This is a genomic window from Galbibacter sp. BG1 (genome assembly GCF_013391805.1).
Lineage (GTDB): Bacteria > Bacteroidota > Bacteroidia > Flavobacteriales > Flavobacteriaceae > Galbibacter.
In genome coordinates this window covers 2,341,987-2,363,268 of the sequence record NZ_CP058364.1, presented here as the reverse complement: position 1 = coordinate 2,363,268, position 21,282 = coordinate 2,341,987, and the positions used below count along the sequence as shown (strand labels likewise).

Annotated in this window: 17 protein-coding genes and 1 riboswitch; of the genes, 12 read left to right on the top strand and 5 right to left on the bottom strand. The window is 37.8% G+C overall.

Going from position 1 to position 21,282, the window contains the following annotated elements:
- A complete protein-coding gene (locus tag HX109_RS10420; protein ID WP_178951723.1) occupies nucleotides 1-1,446 on the top strand; it encodes a rubredoxin in 1,446 nt (481 codons plus the stop codon).
- 71 nt (nucleotides 1,447-1,517) lie between these two features.
- On the opposite strand, the gene HX109_RS10415 is transcribed toward HX109_RS10420, so the two are convergent.
- Complete coding sequence (locus tag HX109_RS10415) at nucleotides 1,518-2,483, bottom strand: fasciclin domain-containing protein (protein ID WP_178951721.1); 966 nt, start codon at nucleotides 2,481-2,483, stop codon at nucleotides 1,518-1,520.
- Nucleotides 2,484-2,602: 119 nt separating this feature from the next.
- A complete protein-coding gene (locus tag HX109_RS10410) occupies nucleotides 2,603-4,426 on the bottom strand; it encodes a fasciclin domain-containing protein (RefSeq protein ID WP_178951719.1) in 1,824 nt (607 codons plus the stop codon).
- A gap of 316 nt (nucleotides 4,427-4,742) precedes the next feature.
- Between HX109_RS10410 and mnmA the strand changes: the two genes are divergently transcribed.
- Both mnmA and HX109_RS10400 read left to right on the top strand, forming a co-directional pair.
- Nucleotides 4,743-5,930, top strand: coding sequence for a tRNA 2-thiouridine(34) synthase MnmA (gene mnmA, locus HX109_RS10405; RefSeq protein ID WP_178951717.1), 1,188 nt, complete (start codon nucleotides 4,743-4,745; stop codon nucleotides 5,928-5,930).
- A gap of 183 nt (nucleotides 5,931-6,113) precedes the next feature.
- Complete coding sequence (locus HX109_RS10400; RefSeq protein WP_178951715.1) at nucleotides 6,114-7,055, top strand: NAD(P)H-dependent flavin oxidoreductase; 942 nt, start codon at nucleotides 6,114-6,116, stop codon at nucleotides 7,053-7,055.
- A 76-nt stretch (nucleotides 7,056-7,131) separates the two neighbouring features.
- On the opposite strand, the gene HX109_RS10395 is transcribed toward HX109_RS10400, so the two are convergent.
- On the bottom strand, nucleotides 7,132-7,833 hold the full coding sequence (locus HX109_RS10395; RefSeq protein ID WP_178951713.1) for a class I SAM-dependent methyltransferase: 702 nt from the start codon (nucleotides 7,831-7,833) through the stop codon (nucleotides 7,132-7,134).
- 141 nt (nucleotides 7,834-7,974) lie between these two features.
- Here HX109_RS10395 and HX109_RS10390 point away from each other — a divergent pair, with 141 nt between their 5' ends.
- Nucleotides 7,975-8,469: a YkgJ family cysteine cluster protein gene (locus HX109_RS10390; protein WP_178954154.1), complete on the top strand. Its 495-nt coding sequence runs from the start codon at nucleotides 7,975-7,977 to the stop codon at nucleotides 8,467-8,469.
- A gap of 93 nt (nucleotides 8,470-8,562) precedes the next feature.
- Nucleotides 8,563-9,396: a sterol desaturase family protein gene (locus tag HX109_RS10385; RefSeq protein WP_178951711.1), complete on the top strand. Its 834-nt coding sequence runs from the start codon at nucleotides 8,563-8,565 to the stop codon at nucleotides 9,394-9,396.
- 55 nt (nucleotides 9,397-9,451) lie between these two features.
- On the opposite strand, the gene HX109_RS10380 is transcribed toward HX109_RS10385, so the two are convergent.
- Nucleotides 9,452-10,669, bottom strand: a complete 1,218-nt coding sequence (locus HX109_RS10380; RefSeq protein ID WP_178951710.1) for an exo-beta-N-acetylmuramidase NamZ domain-containing protein — start codon at nucleotides 10,667-10,669, stop codon at nucleotides 9,452-9,454.
- A 16-nt stretch (nucleotides 10,670-10,685) separates the two neighbouring features.
- Between HX109_RS10380 and HX109_RS10375 the strand changes: the two genes are divergently transcribed.
- The 6 genes from HX109_RS10375 (at nucleotide 10,686) to HX109_RS10350 (ending at nucleotide 16,756) form a co-directional block, all read left to right on the top strand.
- Complete coding sequence (locus HX109_RS10375) at nucleotides 10,686-11,921, top strand: ABC transporter permease (RefSeq protein WP_178951708.1); 1,236 nt, start codon at nucleotides 10,686-10,688, stop codon at nucleotides 11,919-11,921.
- A 111-nt stretch (nucleotides 11,922-12,032) separates the two neighbouring features.
- Complete coding sequence (gene rfbC, locus HX109_RS10370) at nucleotides 12,033-12,581, top strand: dTDP-4-dehydrorhamnose 3,5-epimerase (protein WP_178951706.1); 549 nt, start codon at nucleotides 12,033-12,035, stop codon at nucleotides 12,579-12,581.
- Nucleotides 12,582-12,668: 87 nt separating this feature from the next.
- On the top strand, nucleotides 12,669-14,660 hold the full coding sequence (uvrB, locus tag HX109_RS10365) for an excinuclease ABC subunit UvrB (protein WP_178951704.1): 1,992 nt from the start codon (nucleotides 12,669-12,671) through the stop codon (nucleotides 14,658-14,660).
- Nucleotides 14,661-14,800: 140 nt separating this feature from the next.
- Complete coding sequence (yidD, locus tag HX109_RS10360; RefSeq protein ID WP_220399491.1) at nucleotides 14,801-15,025, top strand: membrane protein insertion efficiency factor YidD; 225 nt, start codon at nucleotides 14,801-14,803, stop codon at nucleotides 15,023-15,025.
- 415 nt (nucleotides 15,026-15,440) lie between these two features.
- Entirely contained in the window at nucleotides 15,441-16,265 is an 825-nt protein-coding gene (gene lgt / locus HX109_RS10355; RefSeq protein ID WP_178951700.1) for a prolipoprotein diacylglyceryl transferase, read from the top strand.
- Nucleotides 16,262-16,756 (top strand): DUF192 domain-containing protein, encoded by a 495-nt coding sequence (locus HX109_RS10350; protein WP_178951698.1) that lies wholly within the window; start codon nucleotides 16,262-16,264, stop codon nucleotides 16,754-16,756. Before lgt ends, HX109_RS10350 begins: the two co-directional genes overlap by 4 nt.
- A gap of 120 nt (nucleotides 16,757-16,876) precedes the next feature.
- On the opposite strand, the gene metE is transcribed toward HX109_RS10350, so the two are convergent.
- A complete protein-coding gene (gene metE, locus HX109_RS10345) occupies nucleotides 16,877-19,198 on the bottom strand; it encodes a 5-methyltetrahydropteroyltriglutamate--homocysteine S-methyltransferase (protein WP_178951696.1) in 2,322 nt (773 codons plus the stop codon).
- 142 nt (nucleotides 19,199-19,340) lie between these two features.
- Nucleotides 19,341-19,524, bottom strand: a riboswitch (cobalamin riboswitch).
- Between the two features lie 241 nt (nucleotides 19,525-19,765).
- Between metE and HX109_RS10340 the strand changes: the two genes are divergently transcribed.
- Nucleotides 19,766-21,280 carry a helicase HerA-like domain-containing protein gene (locus HX109_RS10340; protein ID WP_178951694.1) on the top strand — a complete coding sequence of 505 codons (1,515 nt, stop codon included), beginning with the start codon at nucleotides 19,766-19,768 and terminating at the stop codon, nucleotides 21,278-21,280.
- The last annotated feature ends 2 nt before the right edge of the window (nucleotides 21,281-21,282 follow it).

Sequence of the window (21,282 nt, the reverse complement as noted above, 5' to 3'; positions counted from 1 at the left end):
ATGAAAAAAGAATTGAATAGACTTATAGTTAAGGGCGGGGTTTTGTCTCCTGGGGAACTTAAATCCATTGCAATGGCAGCAGAAAATTCTGGATTAAAAACCATTAGTTTTGGATCCCGCCAAGATATTCTTTTCTCAAAAGAAATAGCCAAAGAGGATATTTCCAATTTCAACGACTTAGAATGGATTGCCCCGAACGAAAAGGGGACAGAAAACATTGTATGTTCTTATGTATCGGCAGATATTTTTCCGAAAACATCTTGGCTTACGGGAGATAGGTATTTATATATTTTAGAACAATTTAGACATCATCCAACATTAAAAATAAATATTTCCGATCCCAAACAAAGATTGGTACCGTTGTATACAGGCCATTTAAATTTTATTGCTTCTTCCTATGAAGATTACTGGTATTTAAATATACGTCTTCCGCAATGGCACCATTCTACCACTTATCCTGTGCTAATTTATAGCTGGGACATCTCTAAGGTCTCTCTGGCCATAGAACAGATCTTACAGGAAGAGCCGGAAACTGTGGAAATGGTTTTCGAACTTGTTAACGATGCCATCGACACTAATTGCAGGACAGTTGACAGTACGCTAAAAATCCCCTTTCATCCATTTCCCTATTATGAAGGAATGAATAGGATGGGTTCTGATAAATATTGGCTAGGGTTGTATTGGAGAAATAACAAATATGATCTTGATTTCTTAAAAGCCATGTGCGATTTATGTGCGGAATGTAAAATTGGAAAAATTTGCATTACGCCTTGGAAATCTTTTATAATAAAAGGGATACAAACGGAATACAAATTAAAATGGGAAAAATTCCTCGGCAAGAGAGGAATTAATGTTCGCCACTCCATGCTAGAATTAAATTGGCATTTGCCTGTTGCCAATAAGGAAGCCCTAAAACTGAAAAAATACTTGGTTTCCAATTTTGACCAAAATGATATCAGTACTTACGGACTCACCTTTGGGATAACCGATTACACCAAAAAAGCCTATTATTTTACTTCCATCGTTATTGAAAAAAATAAAAAACCAGAAGTAGCGGGCGATTTTAAAATACGGGATACCTATAATTTGCTTTATGCCAAAAATTTCGATCCGAACACTCTTGAATATATTACCCACGTTCAAGATATCGATAAAGTTGAACTCCCTGTGTTATTAATGGAGCTTAGCAAAATGTATTTTGAACATTTGGGTGAAGAACAGGAGGAACCGAAGAAAGAGGTCATGGAACAAAAAAAGGAAGTACAAACCGAAGTATATCAATGTATGGATTGCCTTACCATCTACGATCCGCTATACGGCGATCTTACTCAAGATATTTCAAAGAATACAACATTCGAACAACTTCCAGCTGACTACCATTGCTCTTTATGTGAGGCCCCGAAAAGTAATTTTGAGAAACAAACAATGGTAAAGGAAGTGAGGTAAAACTATTTATAAAAAAATGGCCGCTTAAAAATATTTAAACGGCCATCTTAAAAATTCTTTTTAGATATGTATTACTTATATAAAAGCACTTTATCTATTACATGAGCTACACCGTTCCAAGCCACAAAATCTTTTGCAACCACAGTAGCGGTTTCTCCCTTAGCATCTTTTATGGTAACACTGCTACCGGTATTTGTAGTAATGTTTGTGCCCTGCCAAGTAGCTACAGTAGCATTATTTTGAATTTTTGAGGATGTTACTACTTTACCATCAATAATGTGATAACGTAATGTTTGATCCATTTCAGCAAAAGGCAGTGACGGTATTTCACCAAACGCTTTTTCGTTAGGGATAAATAAAGTGATCTCTGCTGTTATATCATTAATTTTTTCGTAAATCTCTTCGTTAAATTGTTTTGAGGCATCGTAAAGCTGCCCGAAAGCTGGATCGACCTTTAGGAATGTTGCCAAAGTAGCACGCTTAATCACCTTATTAACTTCATGGATAATCCCATTGTTTACATCGATATTCGCTTTGGTAACCAAAACACCATCATTTATAGTAAATGCATCATTGGCCTTAGAGACAAATAGATCGATATTCGCTTGTGATGGGAATTGCTTTGCTTGTGTTTTGTTATAACCTTCAGCTATTTCATTGGCAAACTTTTCTTTCCCACTTAGCATATGGTTGTAAATAATCTGGGTAAGCGTGTTCGTAGGAATATTCTTAACACTACTGATGTTATTCTCCTTTAAATAGGCATTAAAAGCATCGTTGGTAGGCGCAAAAAAAGTATAAGAGCCAGCACCGTCTGCATTGAGCGCATTTTGAAAGCCCACTTGTTCAATAGCTTCCACCAATACACTGTATTTGGTTTCACTACTTAGATAGGTAAAAAGACTAACATCTGTTGAAACGATTGGGTCTTGACCGTCTTCCCCTTCATCACTGGAAGAATCGCTACATGCTATTAAGGAGCAAGCTAGCATACATAAAAGCACAAGCGCTTTTAAGCTTAGGTTTTGTTTTAACATGGTTTCTAAAATTTGGTGCAGTAAATATATGTTTTTTTTTAACATATCAAATAAAAAAGAGCTTTTCGATATGAAAAGCTCTTTTAAAAGCAATGATATAATGAATAAGCGTATACTTACTAATTAGTAGTATCTGGAATCAATACTTTGTTTACTGCATGGATAACTCCATTTGTAGCCTGTACGTCTACTGCAATTACTTGAATTCCAGTATTTCCAGAACCATCTGTTAATTGTGCAATATTATCATCGGCACCAGGAATTGTCACCGTAATATCATCCCCTTCCAAGGAAGTTGCCATTGCTCCATCTGAAAGATCTGACGATCTAAGATTAGCATTAGCAATTACGTGGTGACTCAACACAGCACTTAATGTTGGCTCTGATGGCACTGCGGGTAATTCGTCGAATGCTGAGTTGATAGGTGCAAACACTGTAAAAGGTGCATTTTCTGTCCCAGATAAAACACTTACAAAATCGGTATCTGCTGCAACTAATGCATCCACCAAGGATGAAAAGTTAGCATCTGCGGTTGCAAAAGTCACTACTGTGGGTAAACCTATAACGGCATCTACAGCATGAATAATTCCATTACTAACCTCGATATCGGCTGCTGTAACGGTAGAAACTCCATTTAACATTACCCCATCATCAGTATTTATATATAAACTTAAGTTATCTCCATCTGCATTAGTGGCCATAGTACTGCCATACATTGTTGATAAATCTCCAGACATTACTTCCCCTGCGATTACGTGGTTTAAAAGTACTTGAGTTAAAACGTCTTCTGGAACATCGTCTAAAGAAGCAAAAGAATTAGCTTCCAAGAAAGCCGCAAAAGCAGCATTATTAGGTGCAAATACTGTTAATTCAGCATCTTCCGCACTTAATGTTTCCACTAAACCAGCTTTCTGTACGGCTGCTAGTAAAGAAGAGTAATCATCATTCATCGATACGAAACCGGCAATAGTTGGATTCATAGCATCCAATACTACTTGTGGCAATAATACTTTATCGATGGCATGAATCACACCGTTTCCAGCTTGTACGTCTGCAGCGATAACATTGGCATCAACTTCAGTAGCGTCCATAACTTGAACCCCTCCATCTGCAGTTCCAATGGTTAAGTCTTCTCCTAATGCAGTACTAACCATTTGTCCATCAGTTAAAGCTCCAGAAGTGGCATTAGCTCCAGCAACTACATGGTATGTTAAAACGGCTTCCAATGTTTCATCATCAATACCATCTAAAGACTCTGCTCCTAGCATGTCTAAAAGATTCGCAAAAGCTTCATTAGTAGGTGCAAATACGGTAAAAGGAGAACCTTCTGTTCCATCAAGTAGTCCGGTATATTGGTCTCCAAATCTTTCCAAAGCTTCTACTAAAATGGAAAAGTTAGGATTTGCCAACGCATGATCTCTAACAGAAGGAATAGTTAAAACTCCATCTACTTTATGAATAACGCCATTAGTAGCGGTAATATCAGTCGCAATTGGCGACGAAACACCATTAAATTCTACGTTATCATCTGTGTTAATAAACATACTCACCATAGTTTCATTGGGTCCCATGGCTAATGTTGATTTATAAGAAGTACTTAAATCTGCTGCCAACAATACCTCCCCAAATACATGGTTCAATAATATATTTTCCAAATCGGCATCAGAAATGGAGGCTAAATCTACTCCCAAATCTACAAAAGCTTGGTTGGTAGGTGCTAAAACAGTAAAAGTTCCTTCTTGGTTTAAGGTTGCATCCAGTCCTGTACGCGACAATGCAGCTACTAAAGTTGTTAAATCAGGATCTGTTGCTGCAGTTTCAGTAATTGTTAATTCAGGATCTGGTGGTGTCATGTTACCATCGTCGTCATCAGAACAAGATACTGCTCCTACGAGAAGTAATGCGACAAAAACAAATTTTTTTAAATGGATGATTGTTTTCATTTCTTGATTATTTTTTGTGTTAATAAAGTGAATATGTTTAAATATTGTTGAACTAAAATAATCTAAAGATTAAACAAAAAAGAATTATTAACTTATTTTAACAATGCTCAAATTTTATTTTAACATTCATAATCAGTGGATTTAAAGTCAAAACAAAGTTATTCTCCGGTAAAATATGATGTTTATCAATTTTAATACAATTGTTAAACAATTAAACAAAAATAACTTTTCATCGATTCTACTGAAAGCCTTCTGTTAAACAGACGACTAAAAGCTTCCATGAATTTTGTAATTTTGCATTTTATAAGTCAATAATATGAAGCGAGTAATAGTTGGTCTATCTGGAGGAGTAGATTCTAGTGTAACAGCCTACCTTTTAAAGGAACAAGGCTATGAGGTTATTGGCCTATTCATGAAGAACTGGCATGATGATTCTGTGACCATATCTAATGAGTGTCCTTGGCTGGAAGACAGCAACGATGCATTAATTGTTGCCGAAAAACTAGGGATTCCTTTCCAAACTGTAGATCTAAGCGAACAATATAAAGAACGTATTGTGGACTATATGTTTAACGAATACGAAAGGGGCCGCACTCCAAATCCAGACGTTCTCTGCAACCGAGAAATAAAATTTGATGTGTTCTTAAAGATTGCATTAGACCTTGGCGCAGACTATGTGGCCACTGGTCACTATTGCCGAAAAGAAACTATTGAAAAAGATGGAAAAGCCGTACATCGTTTATTGGCTGGAGTTGATAAAAACAAAGATCAATCTTACTTTTTATGCCAACTTTCTCAAGAGCAGCTCAGCAAAACCCTGTTCCCCATTGGAGAACTAACAAAACCTGAAGTAAGAAAAATTGCGGCGGAAAACAATTTGATAACCGCAGAAAAAAAAGATTCCCAAGGATTATGTTTTATAGGAAAAGTACGACTGCCTGAGTTCCTTCAACAAAAATTAAAACCGAAAGAAGGGAAGATCATCGAAGTTGCTGCTGAAAAAGTATTGCAAAAGAAAAAAGCGGCCAACTTTGATAACAAAGAGGATGAATTGGCATATAATGCCCAAAAATTCACCTATGCGACTACCGATGGTGAAATAGTAGGAAAACATCAAGGAGCGCATTATTTTACTAAAGGCCAGCGCAAAGGGCTCGCTGTTGGAGGTACTGCAGAGCCACTGTTTGTAATAGAAACCGATGTGGAAGAGAACGTTATTTATACTGGGCAAGGAAAAGATCATCCAGGATTATATCGTAAAGCACTTTTTGTTACCAATGATGAATTGCATTGGGTACGCGAAGATTTAGCCCTAAAAGCAGATGAATCTATGGAAGTGATGGCGCGAATAAGATACCGTCAACCATTACAATCGGCTACGCTACATAAAGTTGAAGGCGGGTTGTATGTAGATTTCGAGCAACCGCAAAGTGCCATAACCGAAGGACAATTTGTTGCTTTCTATTTAGATGATGAGCTTGTAGGTTCTGGAGTCATTGGATAATTAAAACATTACTTAAGTACACTTTTATAAAAATCTGGTTTTTGTAAGGAGGTCAAGCCGCTCATTCTTTTCAATCCATAATTAGAGCTGTATTGCTTATCACTTCAATTTGGCTAAGACGACTTACCAGAAACTGTTAAACCTTAAGTTCACATAGAGAGCAAATCTTTTTTATATTTGAGGATGCAAAACAAAATAACCTCACTTTTCAATATTAAATATCCTATTGTACAAGCAGGAATGGTTTGGGCTAGTGGTTGGCGATTGGCTTCGGCAGCTTCAAATGCAGGCATTCTTGGTTTAATTGGCGCTGGATCTATGTATCCCGAGGTGTTAAGGGAACATATTCAGAAATGCAAAAAAGCTACCGATAAGCCTTTTGGGGTAAACGTTCCACTACTCTATCCAAACATCGATAAAGTAATGGACATTATTATTGCTGAAGGGGTTAAAATTGTTTTTACATCCGCCGGTAACCCGAAAACATGGACTTCCCATTTGCAATCGCACGGTATTACTGTGGTACACGTGGTAAGTAGCGTAAAGTTTGCATTAAAAGCCCAAGAGGCCGGGGTAGATGCCGTGGTTGCAGAGGGCTTTGAAGCCGGTGGGCATAACGGACGGGATGAAACAACTACCCTTACCCTTACCCCTATGGTTAAGGAACAAATATCCGTTCCCCTCATTGCTGCAGGAGGTATTGCTACTGGCGAGGGAATGCTGGCAACAATGGTACTCGGTGCAGATGGCGTGCAGATAGGCAGTAGGTTTGTAGCCAGTGAAGAAGCTTCTTCCCACATCAATTTTAAACAAAAAGTAGTAGATGCAAAAGAGGGTGACACCCAACTCACCTTAAAAGAATTGGCTCCAGTGCGTCTTATAAAAAACAAGTTTTTTGAGGATATCCAATCACTATACGCAAAAGGAACAACGAAAGAAGAACTTGTGGAACTTTTAGGCAGAGCAAGGGCAAAAAAAGGAATGTTCGAAGGAGATTTGGAAGAAGGGGAATTGGAAATAGGTCAAATAAGCGGACTCATACACGATATTTTACCCGTCTCAAAAATTGTGGAAAATCTAATTTCTGAATTTGATTCGGCAAAAAAAAATGTGGCAGATCTGTAATACCTTCTCTCATTTTTTAACAACCATTTCAACCGAATTCTAATAATTTAGTTTTTAATAAATAGCCTTCCACGCTTTAAGTAAGCCTCGCTAAATAATCATAATGGCTGCCTTCAGCAATCAATTCACATTGCAATCCAGCCATTTCTGCCAGATTCTTTAACGTGTTAAAGTCCAAATAGAGCCACGAAGACGTTTCGGTTTCGCCTTTGTATTTTAGAGTGTAAGTTACTTCGCCGTAATAGTCGCCATCCATGGGCACCCATTTCCCGCCATCTTCGTCATCATCAAACATGTAAATAATATCTGAAGAGTCTATTAGTATTTGTCCGTTTTCATTTAATAGTTGTTTCAAGTGCTTTAATTTGCCAGGAACTTCTTTATAATTCCCGAAAATCCCGGTGCCATTCATAAGCATTAAAATGGTATCAAATTTTTTATTTTTAAGTTGAAAAACATCGGTTTGAAGTGTTTTTTGTATACCCCGATTTTTACAGACCTCGATAGCGCCTTCAGAAATATCCAGAGCAGTTACCTCCAGTTTCTTTTCGTTTTGAAGGTATAAAGAATGACTCCCTGCTCCACAGCCAACATCCAATATTCTTCCCTTAGCAAGTTGAAGTGCCTTTTTTTCCAGTTTGGGCATATCGGTATACTCGCGAAAAAGATACGAGAGCGGCAGCTCATCTTCTTCAGATATGGAGGTTTCCGTAAGAATTTCTTCTGAAAAATTTCCATTGTAATAATCCCTTAATGCTTTTCCAAAAATATCTTTCATCTATACCAATCCTTTTTCTTAGTCTAGCGGCAAAGTTACTGTGTAATTTATTGCAGTTGGAGTGTTTAATACAATTATTACTGATATTTAAGCAACCTGTAGCTAGGGTTTTGTAATTTTGCCTTTCAGGAAACAGCGATGATGGAAGATTTTTTAAAACAACTCCCACAATTGGCCAACGATAAAAAGGCCGAAAACAAGAAGTACTTTGCAAAACTAAGAAAAAAGCCGCCTAAGGATTTGGATTATGTTATGCAGGAACTCCATGAGGAAGAGTTTGAAAAAACGGATTGCCTCACTTGCGCCAACTGTTGCAAAACAACCGGACCTTTATTTACAAATGCCGATATTGAACGTATTTCCAAGCATTTTAAAATGAAACCGCAACAATTTGTAGAAACTTACCTAAGGGTTGATGAGGACAACGATCATGTTTTAAAAGAAGTACCCTGTACATTTCTAGCAGAAGATAATTATTGTTTAATCTACGAAGTACGACCAAAAGCATGCCGGGAATATCCACATACCGATAGGAAAAAATTTCACCAGATAGGAAATCTTACCATTAAAAACACGGCTATTTGTCCCGCAGCTTATAATATTGTGGAAGCAATGAAATCGAGATTGCCCAAATAATATTCGGCCGAAAGTTTTTTATAAGCCTTACTTAAGATATTTCTGAATTCGAATTGCCAAAAAAATAATTCGAAATATTTGTATCTTGTAGGCATGGAAAAACTAATTAATTACTTTGAAACAATTCCTTCTTCGCACAGAAGTTTGATTTTAATTTCGGGAATTACTTTTTTCTGGTTGCTGGAATATGGCTTACCCCTATTTAAATTTCAGTATAAAAAATTCAAACATGCTTGGCCCAATATCTTTTTTACCTTAACTACCATTGTAGTTAATTTCGTGCTCGCATTTATACTTTTAAAAACGAGCGATTGGGTGGTAACCCAGAAATTTGGAATACTACAGTGGTTCGATTTACCACTTTGGGCTGCTATTTTATTAGGCTTAATGATTATGGATTTAATTGGAGCTTGGTGGGCACATTGGGTTCAACACAAAATAAAACCGCTTTGGATGTTTCATTTAATTCATCATACCGATAACCATGTAGATACAACCACTGCCAACAGACACCACCCCGGGGAAAGCGTAATAAGGTTTGTATTTACAGTTTTGGGCGTTTTTATTGGGGGCGTACCCATTGGGGTTGTTTTACTATATCAATCCCTTTCGGTTGTATTTTCGCAGTTTAACCACGCCAACATTAGATTACCCAAAACAGTTGACAATATTTTAAGTTGGGTTATAGTTTCCCCAGACATGCACAAAGTACATCACCATTACGTTTTACCATATACCGATAGTAACTACGGAAATATTTTTTCCATTTGGGATCGTGTTTTTGGAACCTTCTCTAAAATGAGAAATGAAGATTTAAAATATGGCGTAGATACCTATCCCGATGTTGATTCCAACACTCATATTGGAAAACTTTTAAAAATTCCTTTCTCTGAGTACCGAGCACCCAAAGGCGCTAAGTTTGAATAGTGGCCTTGATAATAAAGCTTTTTGCTTCACAGAATATCTTTTAGCTAAAAACCCATCAATTGTAGATTAGATATTTCTCCCGGATTTTGTTGAAGGCATCCAAATCGCTTTTCCAAGTTGCACGGATTTCTTCGCTGGTCATCCCCGCTTCTAGTTGCTTTCTCAATTTTTCGGTGCCTGCATGCAGTGTAAAAGAAGCATCCTTAAAAAAGGAAGATTTATCTTTTGTCCCTTTGTAACCTTTTATCAGCCATTCTAAATTAACCTTTTTCGGGGGCTTAATTCCGCTTAAATCTTCGCCATGACAAATTTCCCCATTATGTTTAGGATCTTTCGATCCAAAATTGGGTTTAGGAGTATACTGAAACGTAAATAATTCTTTATTCAGCCAAGGTGCTCCATATCTTTGAAATTGAAATTCTGTCCCTCTCCCCGCATTTATATTGGTTCCTTCAAAAAAACCTAAACTGGGATATAGTGCTATCGATTGGTTATTAGGCAAATTTGGGGAAGGTCTAATGGGCAAACTATAGGAAGACTCATGGGTGTAATTCTTATTGGGTATAACGGTAAGCTTACACTGAACTCCATTTTCCAGCCATTTTTCTCCATTTAACATCTTTCCATATTCCCCAATGGTGAGTCCATATACCAAAGGAATTGGTACTTTGCCCAAGAAACTCGCATGTGCAAGTTCTAAAGTGGGACCGTCAATATAGCTTGCATTCGGATTGGGACGATCCAGAACTATTACTGGAACGTTATTTTCTGCACAGGCTTCCATTACAAGATGTAAGGTAGATGTATAAGTATAAAAACGAACACCAACATCTTGAATATCGAATATAACCACATCGAGATCCTTTAATTGTCCCGGTGCAGGTTTTTTATGTTTTCCGTAAAGCGATACTACTTCGAGTCCGGTTTTAACATCTTTATTCCCTTCCACCAATTCCCCAGCATCAGCTTTCCCCCGAAAACCGTGTTCTGGTGAAAATATTTTCTTTATATCTACTTTTAAATTTTTTAAAGAATCTACAAGATGGGTAAACCCGCCATCTTTCTTAAAAATAACAGAAGTTTGGTTTGCCACAATACCTACCCGCTTGTTTTTCAATAAAGGCAAATATTTTTCCACTCTATTGGCGCCTACCACAATTTTTTCTTCCGAAGGATTTTTGGGCTCTGTTACCAACTCTTTTTTTTGCTGATTGCCATTCCCGCAGGAAATCACTACAAAAAACAATAATAAAAATGTATTTTTGAAACTCATAAAGTATCGTAATAGTTTGAATTTAGAATATTTTATTGCCAAACGCCTTATCAAGGGCAAAGAGCATAAAAGTAGTATATCGGCACCAATTATAAAAATTGCAATTACTGCAATTGCCCTTGGGGTTATTATGATGTTGATTGCCATTGCAACCGGCGTTGGCCTACAACGTAAAATACGGGAAAAGATTGCCGCTTTTAACGGTCATATTCAAATTTACAATTACGATAACAACACTTCAGATGTTTCCGTAAATCCTATTTCCATTCACCAAGATTTCTATCCAGAGTTTAAAACCATAGATGGAATAAACCATGTGCAGGCAGTTGCCACAAAAGGGGGAATTATAAGAACGGAAAATACTTTTGAAGGGATTATTGCCAAAGGTGTTGGAGCTGACTATAATTGGGAACCTTTTAAAGATTTTCTAGTGGAAGGCCGCCTACCCGATTATTCCCAAAAAAGAAATGAAGAAGTTCTTATTTCCAGATATTTGGCCAACCGTTTGCAGTTTAAAGTTGGGGATGAATTTTGGGCTTTTTTCTTAAAACAAGATGTGAGCGACATCCCGAACCAAATTAAATTTAAAATTGTTGGTATTTACGATAGTGGTTTTCAAGATTTTGATGCCAATTATATTTTTACAGATTTGCGCCATATTCAACGTATGAATCGATGGGAAGATGACGAAGTAGGAACTTTTGAAGTTTTTATAGACGATTTCGACCAAATTGAGCAAAAAGGCAGGGAAATTTATGGCGTAACACTTTCCACATTAGACTCCCAAACCATTGCCCAAAAGTATTACACCATTTTCGAATGGCTCGCCCTATTCGATTTCAATATTGCAATAATTATTGGGATTATGATAATTGTAGGAGGTATTAATATGATTACCGCTTTGTTGGTTTTAATTTTGGAACGTACGCAAATGATCGGGCTCCTAAAAGGTCTGGGAAGCAGCAATTGGAGTGTTAGAAAAATATTCCTGTACAATGCGGCTTACCTTATTATTATCGGTTTGTTTTGGGGGAATTTAATTGGACTCGGGGTTCTTTTCTTACAAGAAAAATTTGGCTTTATTTCGTTGGACGCCTCTACTTATTATGTGTCCCAAGCTCCGGTATATATAAATCCCATGCATGTGGTAATCCTTAATATAGGTGTATTGCTGTTATGCATGCTTATGTTACTCATTCCGTCCTATATCATTACAAAAATCTCTCCGGCCAAGTCTATTAAGTTTGAATAGCAGTCCCGAAAGATGGGCGACAAACAACTTTACGGTATTTAAAATGATACTTTAACATTGTGGATTTATCTATAACTTTACAATTTTCAATTTTATAATTAAAACTGATTGATGACAATTCAAGAAACCAAACTCCAAGGCTGTTTCATTTTAGAACCAAAAGTATTTCACGATGATAGAGGCTATTTTTTTGAAAGCTTTAATCAAGCTGATTTTCAACAAAAAACGGGTTTGACCATCAACTTCGTGCAAGACAATCAGTCATTTTCTAAAAAAGGGGTCATCCGTGCCATTCATTTTCAAAAAAATGAATATGCCCAAGCCAAATTGGTAAGGGTTCTGCAAGGAGAAGTTTTAGATGTTGCCGTAGATTTAAGGGAAAGTTCTAGCACATTTGGCCAGCACGTTGCGGTAAGGCTTTCCGCAGAAAATAAAAAACAAATGTTTATTCCCAGAGGGTTTGGTCATGGTTTTATAACCTTAAGCGATACTTCGGAGTTTGCCTATAAGTGCGATAATTTCTACAACAAAGAGTCAGAGGGAGGCATTATTTACAATGATGAAACTCTAAATATCGACTGGGAATTACCGGAAACTGCCCACATCGTTTCAGAAAAAGATCTTGTTCTCCCTTCATTTAAGGAGTTTTTTCAGAAGTAAAATACCATTGAAAAATAACAGCTTGACCCTTAAAACTTTCACAAAACATAAAGAACAAACTAGCAGATTGTTTGTTAAATTTGTAGGATGCGATTCAAAATAAAATCAGATTACAAGCCTACAGGAGACCAACCCAATGCCATTAAGGAACTGGCCAATGGCGTTGAAACCAACGAGAAATACCAAACGCTTTTGGGAGTTACAGGATCGGGAAAAACCTTTACTGTAGCCAATGTTATCGAGGAGGTACAGCGCCCTACTTTGGTATTGGCGCATAATAAAACCTTGGCGGCACAGCTGTATTCGGAGTTTAAGCAATTTTTCCCCGACAATGCCATAGAATATTTTGTTTCGTACTATGATTACTATCAGCCGGAAGCATATATCCCGGTTACTGGAACCTATATTGAAAAAGACCTCTCCATTAACGACGAAATTGAAAAACTTAGGTTGAGTGCCACCTCTTCCCTCCTATCTGGGCGTAGGGATGTTTTGGTAGTCGCTTCGGTTTCCTGCTTATATGGTATTGGAAACCCGATGGAATTCCAAAAAAATGTTATTTCCATTCAAAGGGATCAAGTAATTTCCAGAACCAAATTGCTACATCGGCTTGTACAGAGTTTGTACGCCAGGACCACGGCAGAATTTACTCATGGTAGTTTTCGGGTAAAGGGAGATGTGGTAGATGTATATCCCAGCTACGCCGATGATGCGTTTCGCATTCATTTTTTTGGCGATGAGATTGAAGAAATCGAAGCTTTTGACCCGAATACCAATAAAGTTTTGGAGAAGTATGACCGACTGAACATCTACCCTGCCAATATGTTTGTAACCTCACCGGATGTTTTGCAAAATGTCATTCACCAAATACAAGATGACTTGGTAAAACAGATTGATTATTTTCGTGAGGTTGGAAAACCATTGGAAGCAAAGCGATTGGAAGAGCGCACCAATTTTGACTTAGAAATGATTCGTGAATTGGGATACTGCAGTGGAATTGAAAATTATTCCCGTTACCTCGACGGAAGGCAACCGGGCACCCGCCCTTTCTGTCTACTCGATTATTTTCCAGATGATTATTTAATGGTCGTAGATGAAAGTCACGTAACCATCCCACAGGTACATGCCATGTATGGTGGGGACCGTAGTAGAAAGGAAAATTTGGTGGAATACGGATTCCGACTCCCAGCGGCCATGGACAACCGACCGTTAAAGTTTGAAGAATTTGAAGCCTTGCAAAATCAAGTATTGTATGTTTCTGCCACACCTGCAGATTACGAACTTCAATTAAGTGGCGGAGTGTATGTGGAGCAAGTAATTCGCCCTACAGGACTTTTGGATCCCATCATAGAAGTTCGCCCAAGCGAAAACCAAATAGACGATTTGGTGGAAGAAATCCATCAACGGGTAGAAAGGGACGAGCGTATTTTGGTAACCACGCTAACCAAAAGAATGGCAGAAGAGCTTACCAAGTACCTCACGAGAATTCAAGTGCGTTGCCGCTACATTCATAGCGATGTAGACACGCTGGAACGTGTGGAAATTATGCAAGACTTGCGTAAAGGTTTGTTCGATGTACTTATTGGAGTGAATTTGCTAAGGGAAGGATTGGATTTGCCGGAAGTTTCCTTAGTAGCTATTTTGGATGCCGATAAAGAAGGTTTTTTAAGAAGTAACCGCTCGTTGACACAAACGGTGGGACGTGCTGCAAGAAACCTCAACGGAAAAGCTATTATGTATGCCGATAAAATTACCGATAGCATGCAAAAAACTATTGATGAAACAAATTACCGTCGTGAAAAGCAAATTAGTTACAACAAAAAACACAATATAACCCCGCAAGCTTTAAAGAAAAATCTAGATAGCGCTTTGGCCAAAAATTCTATTTCCACATATCAATTGGAGAAAGAAGCTGCGCGGCAAGCGGCAGAACCAGAATTGGAATACCTTCCGAAGGAAAAAATAGAGAAGATCATTCGGGACAAACGCAAGGCCATGGAAAAAGCAGCCAAAGAATTGGATTTTATGGAAGCTGCCCGTTTACGCGATGAAATAAAATCATTACAAGAAAAAGTATAAATTTATTTCGGTTAAATCAGGTACGGCGGAAACTAATTTTTAAAACCATGCACTCCTGACTATCTAAAATGCTTTTGGCAATTAGATTGGGAAGAAAAATTCAATTGGTAAAATTCACAAGTAAAAAAACAAATAAAACGATCCTAAAAAAAATCCTCATAGCGCCATTTATATTTCTAGTACGTTTCTACCAAGCGGCTATTTCGCCTTTTACGCCAGCGACTTGCAGGTATTCCCCAACCTGTTCCCAGTATACTTTGGAAGCCCTAAAAAAACACGGTCTTTTTAAAGGAGGTTGGTTGGCCATAAAAAGAATTCTTAGCTGCGGTCCTTGGGGCGGCTCGGGTTACGACCCTGTTCCATAAATCCATAAAAACAGACTTTGTTTCCTTGGTAAAGCCTTCTACCAACAAAGCATTGACCATTTTCACTGCAACATCAACCGATTTATTTAAAGCAATATGCGTTTGAAGTAAAACATAAACCAATAGAAGCATCGCATAAGTCATTTACACCACAGCATAGAGAACTGGAATTACAGCACAGGCCGTTGGCATGACAGCATCGACCAATGGAAGCACAGCATAAGCCACCTAGAGTAAAGCATAGACCAATGTGAGTAAAGCATAAATTGTTAAAATCGATCATCAAACATCATGAAACAAGGTGTATCCATTGCATTCTATAGCCATCGCCTTTAACACTACTTTAGCCTTATTCCTTAAAATTATCTTTACCGTAATACTTCAAATACCTATATTTACCTCAAAATAAACAAGCATGCACTTTTTGAGTATTACTTGGAATCCAGATGGGATTCTTTTAGATTTAGGATTTTTTCAGTTGAGGTATTACAGTTTAATGTTTGTCATTGCTTTTTCCCTGGGATGGTTTCTCATGAAAAAGATTTACCAAAATGAAAATCAGTCAGAAGAGTCTTTAGATTCCCTGTTTATTTACATGGTGCTTTCCATTTTAATTGGAGCGCGTTTGGGACATTTTATATTCTATGAGCCCAGCATGTTTTTAGAAGATCCTTTGAGTATTTTTCTTCCTTTTAAATTTAGCCCAGAATTCGAATTTACTGGCTTTAGAGGTCTTGCCAGTCATGGGGCAGCAATTGGAGTAATTATTGCCATGTTTATCTACAGCAAAAAAGTAATTAAAAAACCTGTCCTGTGGATTTTGGACCGTATTACCATTCCCGTAGCAATTGGCGGTGTTTTTGTGCGGTTAGGGAACTTTTTCAATTCAGAAATTGTAGGAAAACCTACCAACAGCGATTACGGAGTTATTTTTAAGCAATTGGGCGAAACCTTCCCAAGGCATCCTGCGCAATTATACGAAGCCTTTGGCTATGTAATCGTGTTTGTTGCTTTGCTTTATACCTACTGGAAAACCGACAAAAAAGATAAAATAGGCTTTATGTTCGGTCTATGGTTGGTTTTAACGTGGACGGTTCGTTTTATTGCTGAATTCTATAAAAAATCGCAAGGCGGATTCGAATCGGAACTTGGCCTATTTTCCACCGGACAATGGTTAAGTATCCCATTTATAATCATCGGTTTTTATCTCATGTTTAAACCTTCAAAAAAAGTGTCATGATAAATTTCTTGGTAAGAATTTTACTCCTTTTAATTCTCCTGTGCTTATCCTTGGTAAGCTGTGAAACCAATAACGATAAGAAAGAAGTAATTACGGAAGAAGTTTCCTTTAACAAAGAAGGGGAACTGCGTATTTCTCGCGGGGATTCTACAATTATTGAAAACATAAATATCGAAATAGCCGATAACGAGTACGAAAGGCAAACTGGACTTATGTACCGCACTTCTATGGATAAAAACCAAGGAATGTTGTTTGTTTTTCCAGACGAAAAGCCTCGCTTTTTCTATATGAAAAACACCGACATTCCTTTGGATATCATTTACATAGATTCCCAAATGAAGATTGTAAGCATGGTAAAAAATGCCCAACCACGTAATGAATCTTCATTGCCTTCCAAAAAGCCCGCCCAATATGTTTTGGAGTTGAACGCCGGTATGGCCAACGAATTCAAGATACAGGAAGGCGACCGTATTAGCTATTCTAAAATTTAGAGCTTACACTGTTTGTCGTACAGAGCCTGCCCGTCCATAGGGACGGACAGGTAAATACTTTTTCATTGATCTTTAGTATTAATAAACTCTGACAGACAATTAAAACATCCTTTTTTTAGGCTAGGAAACTTCTACTTGATATTTCTCCCGTAATGATTTTGCTGCTTTTACCATAGCCAAAAGAGCGTCGCGGGTTTCTTCCCAACCTCTTGTTTTGAGTCCGCAATCTGGGTTAACCCATAAATTTTTCAAAGGAATTAACAAAGCGGCCTTTTCCAATAAACTTTCCATTTCTTTTTGGTTTGGCACTCTAGGGGAATGAATGTCATAAACCCCCGGGCCGATTTCATTGGGGTACTTAAAAGCAACAAAAGCATCTAAAAGTTCCATTTGTGAGCGGGATGTTTCAATGGTAATAACATCGGCATCCATGGCTGCAATATTTTTTATGATATCATTGAATTCAGAATAACACATATGCGTATGGATTTGGGTATCATCCTGCACTCCCGAAGCACTTATTCTAAATGCTTTGACCGCCCATCTTAGATATTCTTCCCACTGGGATTTTTTAAGGGGTAAGCCTTCCCTTATGGCTGGCTCATCAATTTGAATTATTTTAATCCCGGCAGTTTCAAGGTCTTGAACCTCTTTTCTAATGGCCATCGCTATTTGATTTGCTGTTTGCTCCCTTGGCTGATCATTCCTAACAAAGGACCATTGCAAAATTGTTATGGGGCCGGTAAGCATCCCTTTAACAGGTAGATTCGTTAAACTTTGCGCATAGGATGTCCATTCTACCGTCATCGGGGAAAGTCTGTCAACATCTCCATAAATAATTGGTGGTTTTACTGCACGGGAGCCGTAGCTTTGTACCCAGCCAAATTTAGTGAATGCCACCCCTTCTAGCTGTTCTCCGAAATATTCTACCATATCGTTACGCTCAAACTCTCCATGTACCAGTACATCCAATCCAATATTTTCTTGCCATAGAATGGCTTTTTTAATTTCGCTTTTTATGGCTTTATCGTATTCTTGCGGCGAAAGACCCCCCTTTTTAAGTTGAGAACGCAAAACACGAACCTCTTTGGTTTGCGGAAAAGAACCAATGGTAGTCGTGGGGAATAGAGGTAATTTTAAACTTTCTTTCTGCAAAAATTGGCGATCCACAAAACTGCTTTTACGGTTCCAATGTACTTCGCTGATATTACCTACGGTTTCTTGAACTTTAGGATTGTGAATTCTATGGGAGCTCTTTTTAGACAACATTGCGTCTTCATTATCACGAAGTGCTTTTTTCATTTTTTCTGAAGTTAGCCCTTCTGAAGCTAATTTGGCTAGCACGCTTACTTCTTCAATTTTCTGCTTTGAAAATGCCAACCAGTTCTTTATTTCTTTAGGAAGTGAGGTTTCGTCGTTCTCACTGTCCAAATCAAAAGGACAATGCAACAAAGAGCTTGATGGAGCCACCATTAATCGATCTGTCCCTAAAACATTTCTAGCGCGTTCCATAATTTTCAATGAATCGCTAAAATCGTTTTTCCAAATGTTCCTTCCGTCTACCAAACCTAAAGACAATTTTAAGGAAGAAGGTAGCGCTTGCAAAACGCTTTTTAGTTGATCCCTACCTCGAACCAAATCTATATGCAGCACCGCCACTGGTAAATTCACTACCAAGGAAGTATTGCTTCCTAACGTATCGAAATAGGTCGCCAAAATAATTTTAAGATCTGGAAACTTTTCTGCTATCTTTTGGTAGACATTTTTAATTGTTTCCTTTTCTTTTTCAGAAAGATCCATTACCAAAAACGGTTCGTCCATTTGGATATATTCGGCTCCATTTGCAAGCAGTTCAGACAAAATCGCTTCATAAACTGGAAGCAAGTTTTCTATAAGATCTAACCGATGAAAACCATCTTCCTTTTCTTTTCCCAATAATAAGTAAGAAACGGGACCAATTAACACTGGTTTTGCGTTGACACCTAATTTCTTAGCTTCTAAATATTCATCTATTATTTTAGTGGAAGAAAGTCTAAACGTCTGGTTTTTATAAAATTCGGGGACAATATAATGGTAATTGGTATCGAACCACTTTGTCATTTCCATGGCAGTAATATCGAAGCCATTCTTTTGATACCCCCTTGCCAACGCAAAATATACATCCAAAGGAGTTTCTTCTTCTGAAAAAAGCTCTTTAAAACGGTTGGGGATTGCACCAACAGCAAAAGTCATATCCAATACTTGATCGTAATAGGAAAAATCGTTGGTAGGGATCAAATCGATTCCTGCGTTCTTCTGCTCCTTCCAGTTCTGTTTTCTAATTTGTGCTCCTTCTTGAAGTAATTCTGAAATATCGATCGTTCCCGACCAATATTTCTCACAAGCCTTTTTAAGCTCTCTTTTGGCACCAATGCGCGGGTACCCTAAGTTTTGTGTAATCATTTTGTTCTGTTTTAATCTGTTAAACATTAAAGCTCTTTTTTAACAGGCTTTCAGATTAAAACAATGATCAATAGCAGTATTCACCAAGTTCTCCACAGGGTGTTTGGCTACCAATTCTTGAATATTGCTTCAATCGCGAAAGCATCATCATTTTAATTTTGGCAGGTCTCCTGGCTTGTAACATTTTTATCTCCTTCCCATTTTAAAAAACAGTGGATTTATTGATAAAAACTCGTTTGGTTACTTACAGTTGCGCGACAGCTTGTGATTCTCACACAATTCCCTATTATTCTACCTTAGGCAGCACCGTAATTAGATTGATTTGTATGTAAAGAACTTTTCAGTTGTAAAACTACGTATTATTTTTTCAGCAAAAACTTACATCACCAAACAATCTAAAGGCTTTATGTTATATTTCAACCATTCTTATCTCATCTTAATTAAAATAGCAACGCAATAATTCTATTTAATAGGAACATCCAGTTCTTTCAACTAATTGATTTTCTGCACAACCAATGTTTTTATCTTAATAAACTTTCAACTATTTTAGTAGAAAACTAATTCGTTATGAGTTCGAAAGAAGCTTTTGTTAAACATATTGAAGAGGGATACCAAACCAAAGGTGACTACATAAATATGGGTGCCGCCATGCTGGACGGAGAACCTCTTACCAATGCTTTTGTTAAGATTCCCCTGAAAACCTTAAACAGGCACGGACTCATAGCCGGAGCTACAGGAACGGGAAAAACAAAAACGCTGCAAATTTTGGCAGAAAACCTATCAGAAAAAGGGATTCCTGTATTGTTAATGGATTTAAAAGGGGATTTAAGCGGCTTGGCACAAGCGGGCGAAAATCATCCTAAAATTATAGAACGGCACGAAAAAATTGGATTTCCTTATAAAGCTAGAAAATCACCTATTGAAATATTGACCCTGTCGGTGCAGAGCGGAGTTCGGTTAAGGGCTACAGTATCTGAATTTGGGCCTGTTTTGCTTTCCCGGATTTTAGATCTCACAGATACGCAGCAAGGTATCGTTGCGGTGCTTTTTAAATATTGCGACGACCATAAACTTCCCCTACTGGATCTAAAAGATTTTAAAAAAATATTACAATATGCCACTTCGGAAGGTAAAGAAGAATTGCAAAAAGAGTACGGAAGGATTTCCACGGCTTCTACCGGTGCCATTCTTAGAAAAATAATTGAATTGGAGCAGCAAGGTGCCGATCTCTTCTTTGGGGAAAAGTCTTTTGAGGTTGATGATCTAACACGAATTAATGAAAACGGGGAAGGAATCATTAATATCATCCGTTTAACCGATATTCAGGACAAACCCAAACTGTTCTCCACTTTTATGCTGAGTTTGCTAGCGGAAGTTTATGCCACTTTCCCAGAACAAGGAGATAGCGACCAGCCAGAATTGGTTATTTTTATAGATGAGGCTCATTTAATTTTTAATGAAGCCTCAGATGCTTTGCTAGATCAAATAGAAAGTATTGTAAAACTCATTCGATCGAAGGGAATCGGACTCTATTTTGTGACTCAAAACCCGACTGACGTGCCCGATGCGGTATTGTCTCAACTCGGACTCAAAATTCAGCATGCACTTCGGGCTTTTACGGCCAAAGATCGAAAAGCCATAAAGCTGACCGCAGAAAACTATCCTTTATCCCACTATTATGATACTGCTGCTGTCCTCACTTCTTTAGGAATTGGGGAAGCTTTAATTTCTGCCTTGGACGAAAAAGGAAGGCCTACCCCACTCGCTGCTACGATGCTTAGAGCACCTATGAGCAGAATGGATATTTTAACAGATCGTGAAATCGCAGAAGTATTGAACCAATCGACTCTTATTCCAAAATATAACGAAACTATTGATAGGGAAAGTGCTTATGAGCTTCTGAACCAGAAAATCGAAAAATCGCAAACAGAAGAAGCCCAACAAAAAGCGGCGGAACAGCAAAGAAAGGTTTCCAAGACTACCTCCAGAAGAAGTACACGGATGAACCCTATTTTAAAGGTGCTTACAAGTGCTACTTTTATACGGGGGGTTATGGGTATATTAAATAAAGCAATGCGGTAATT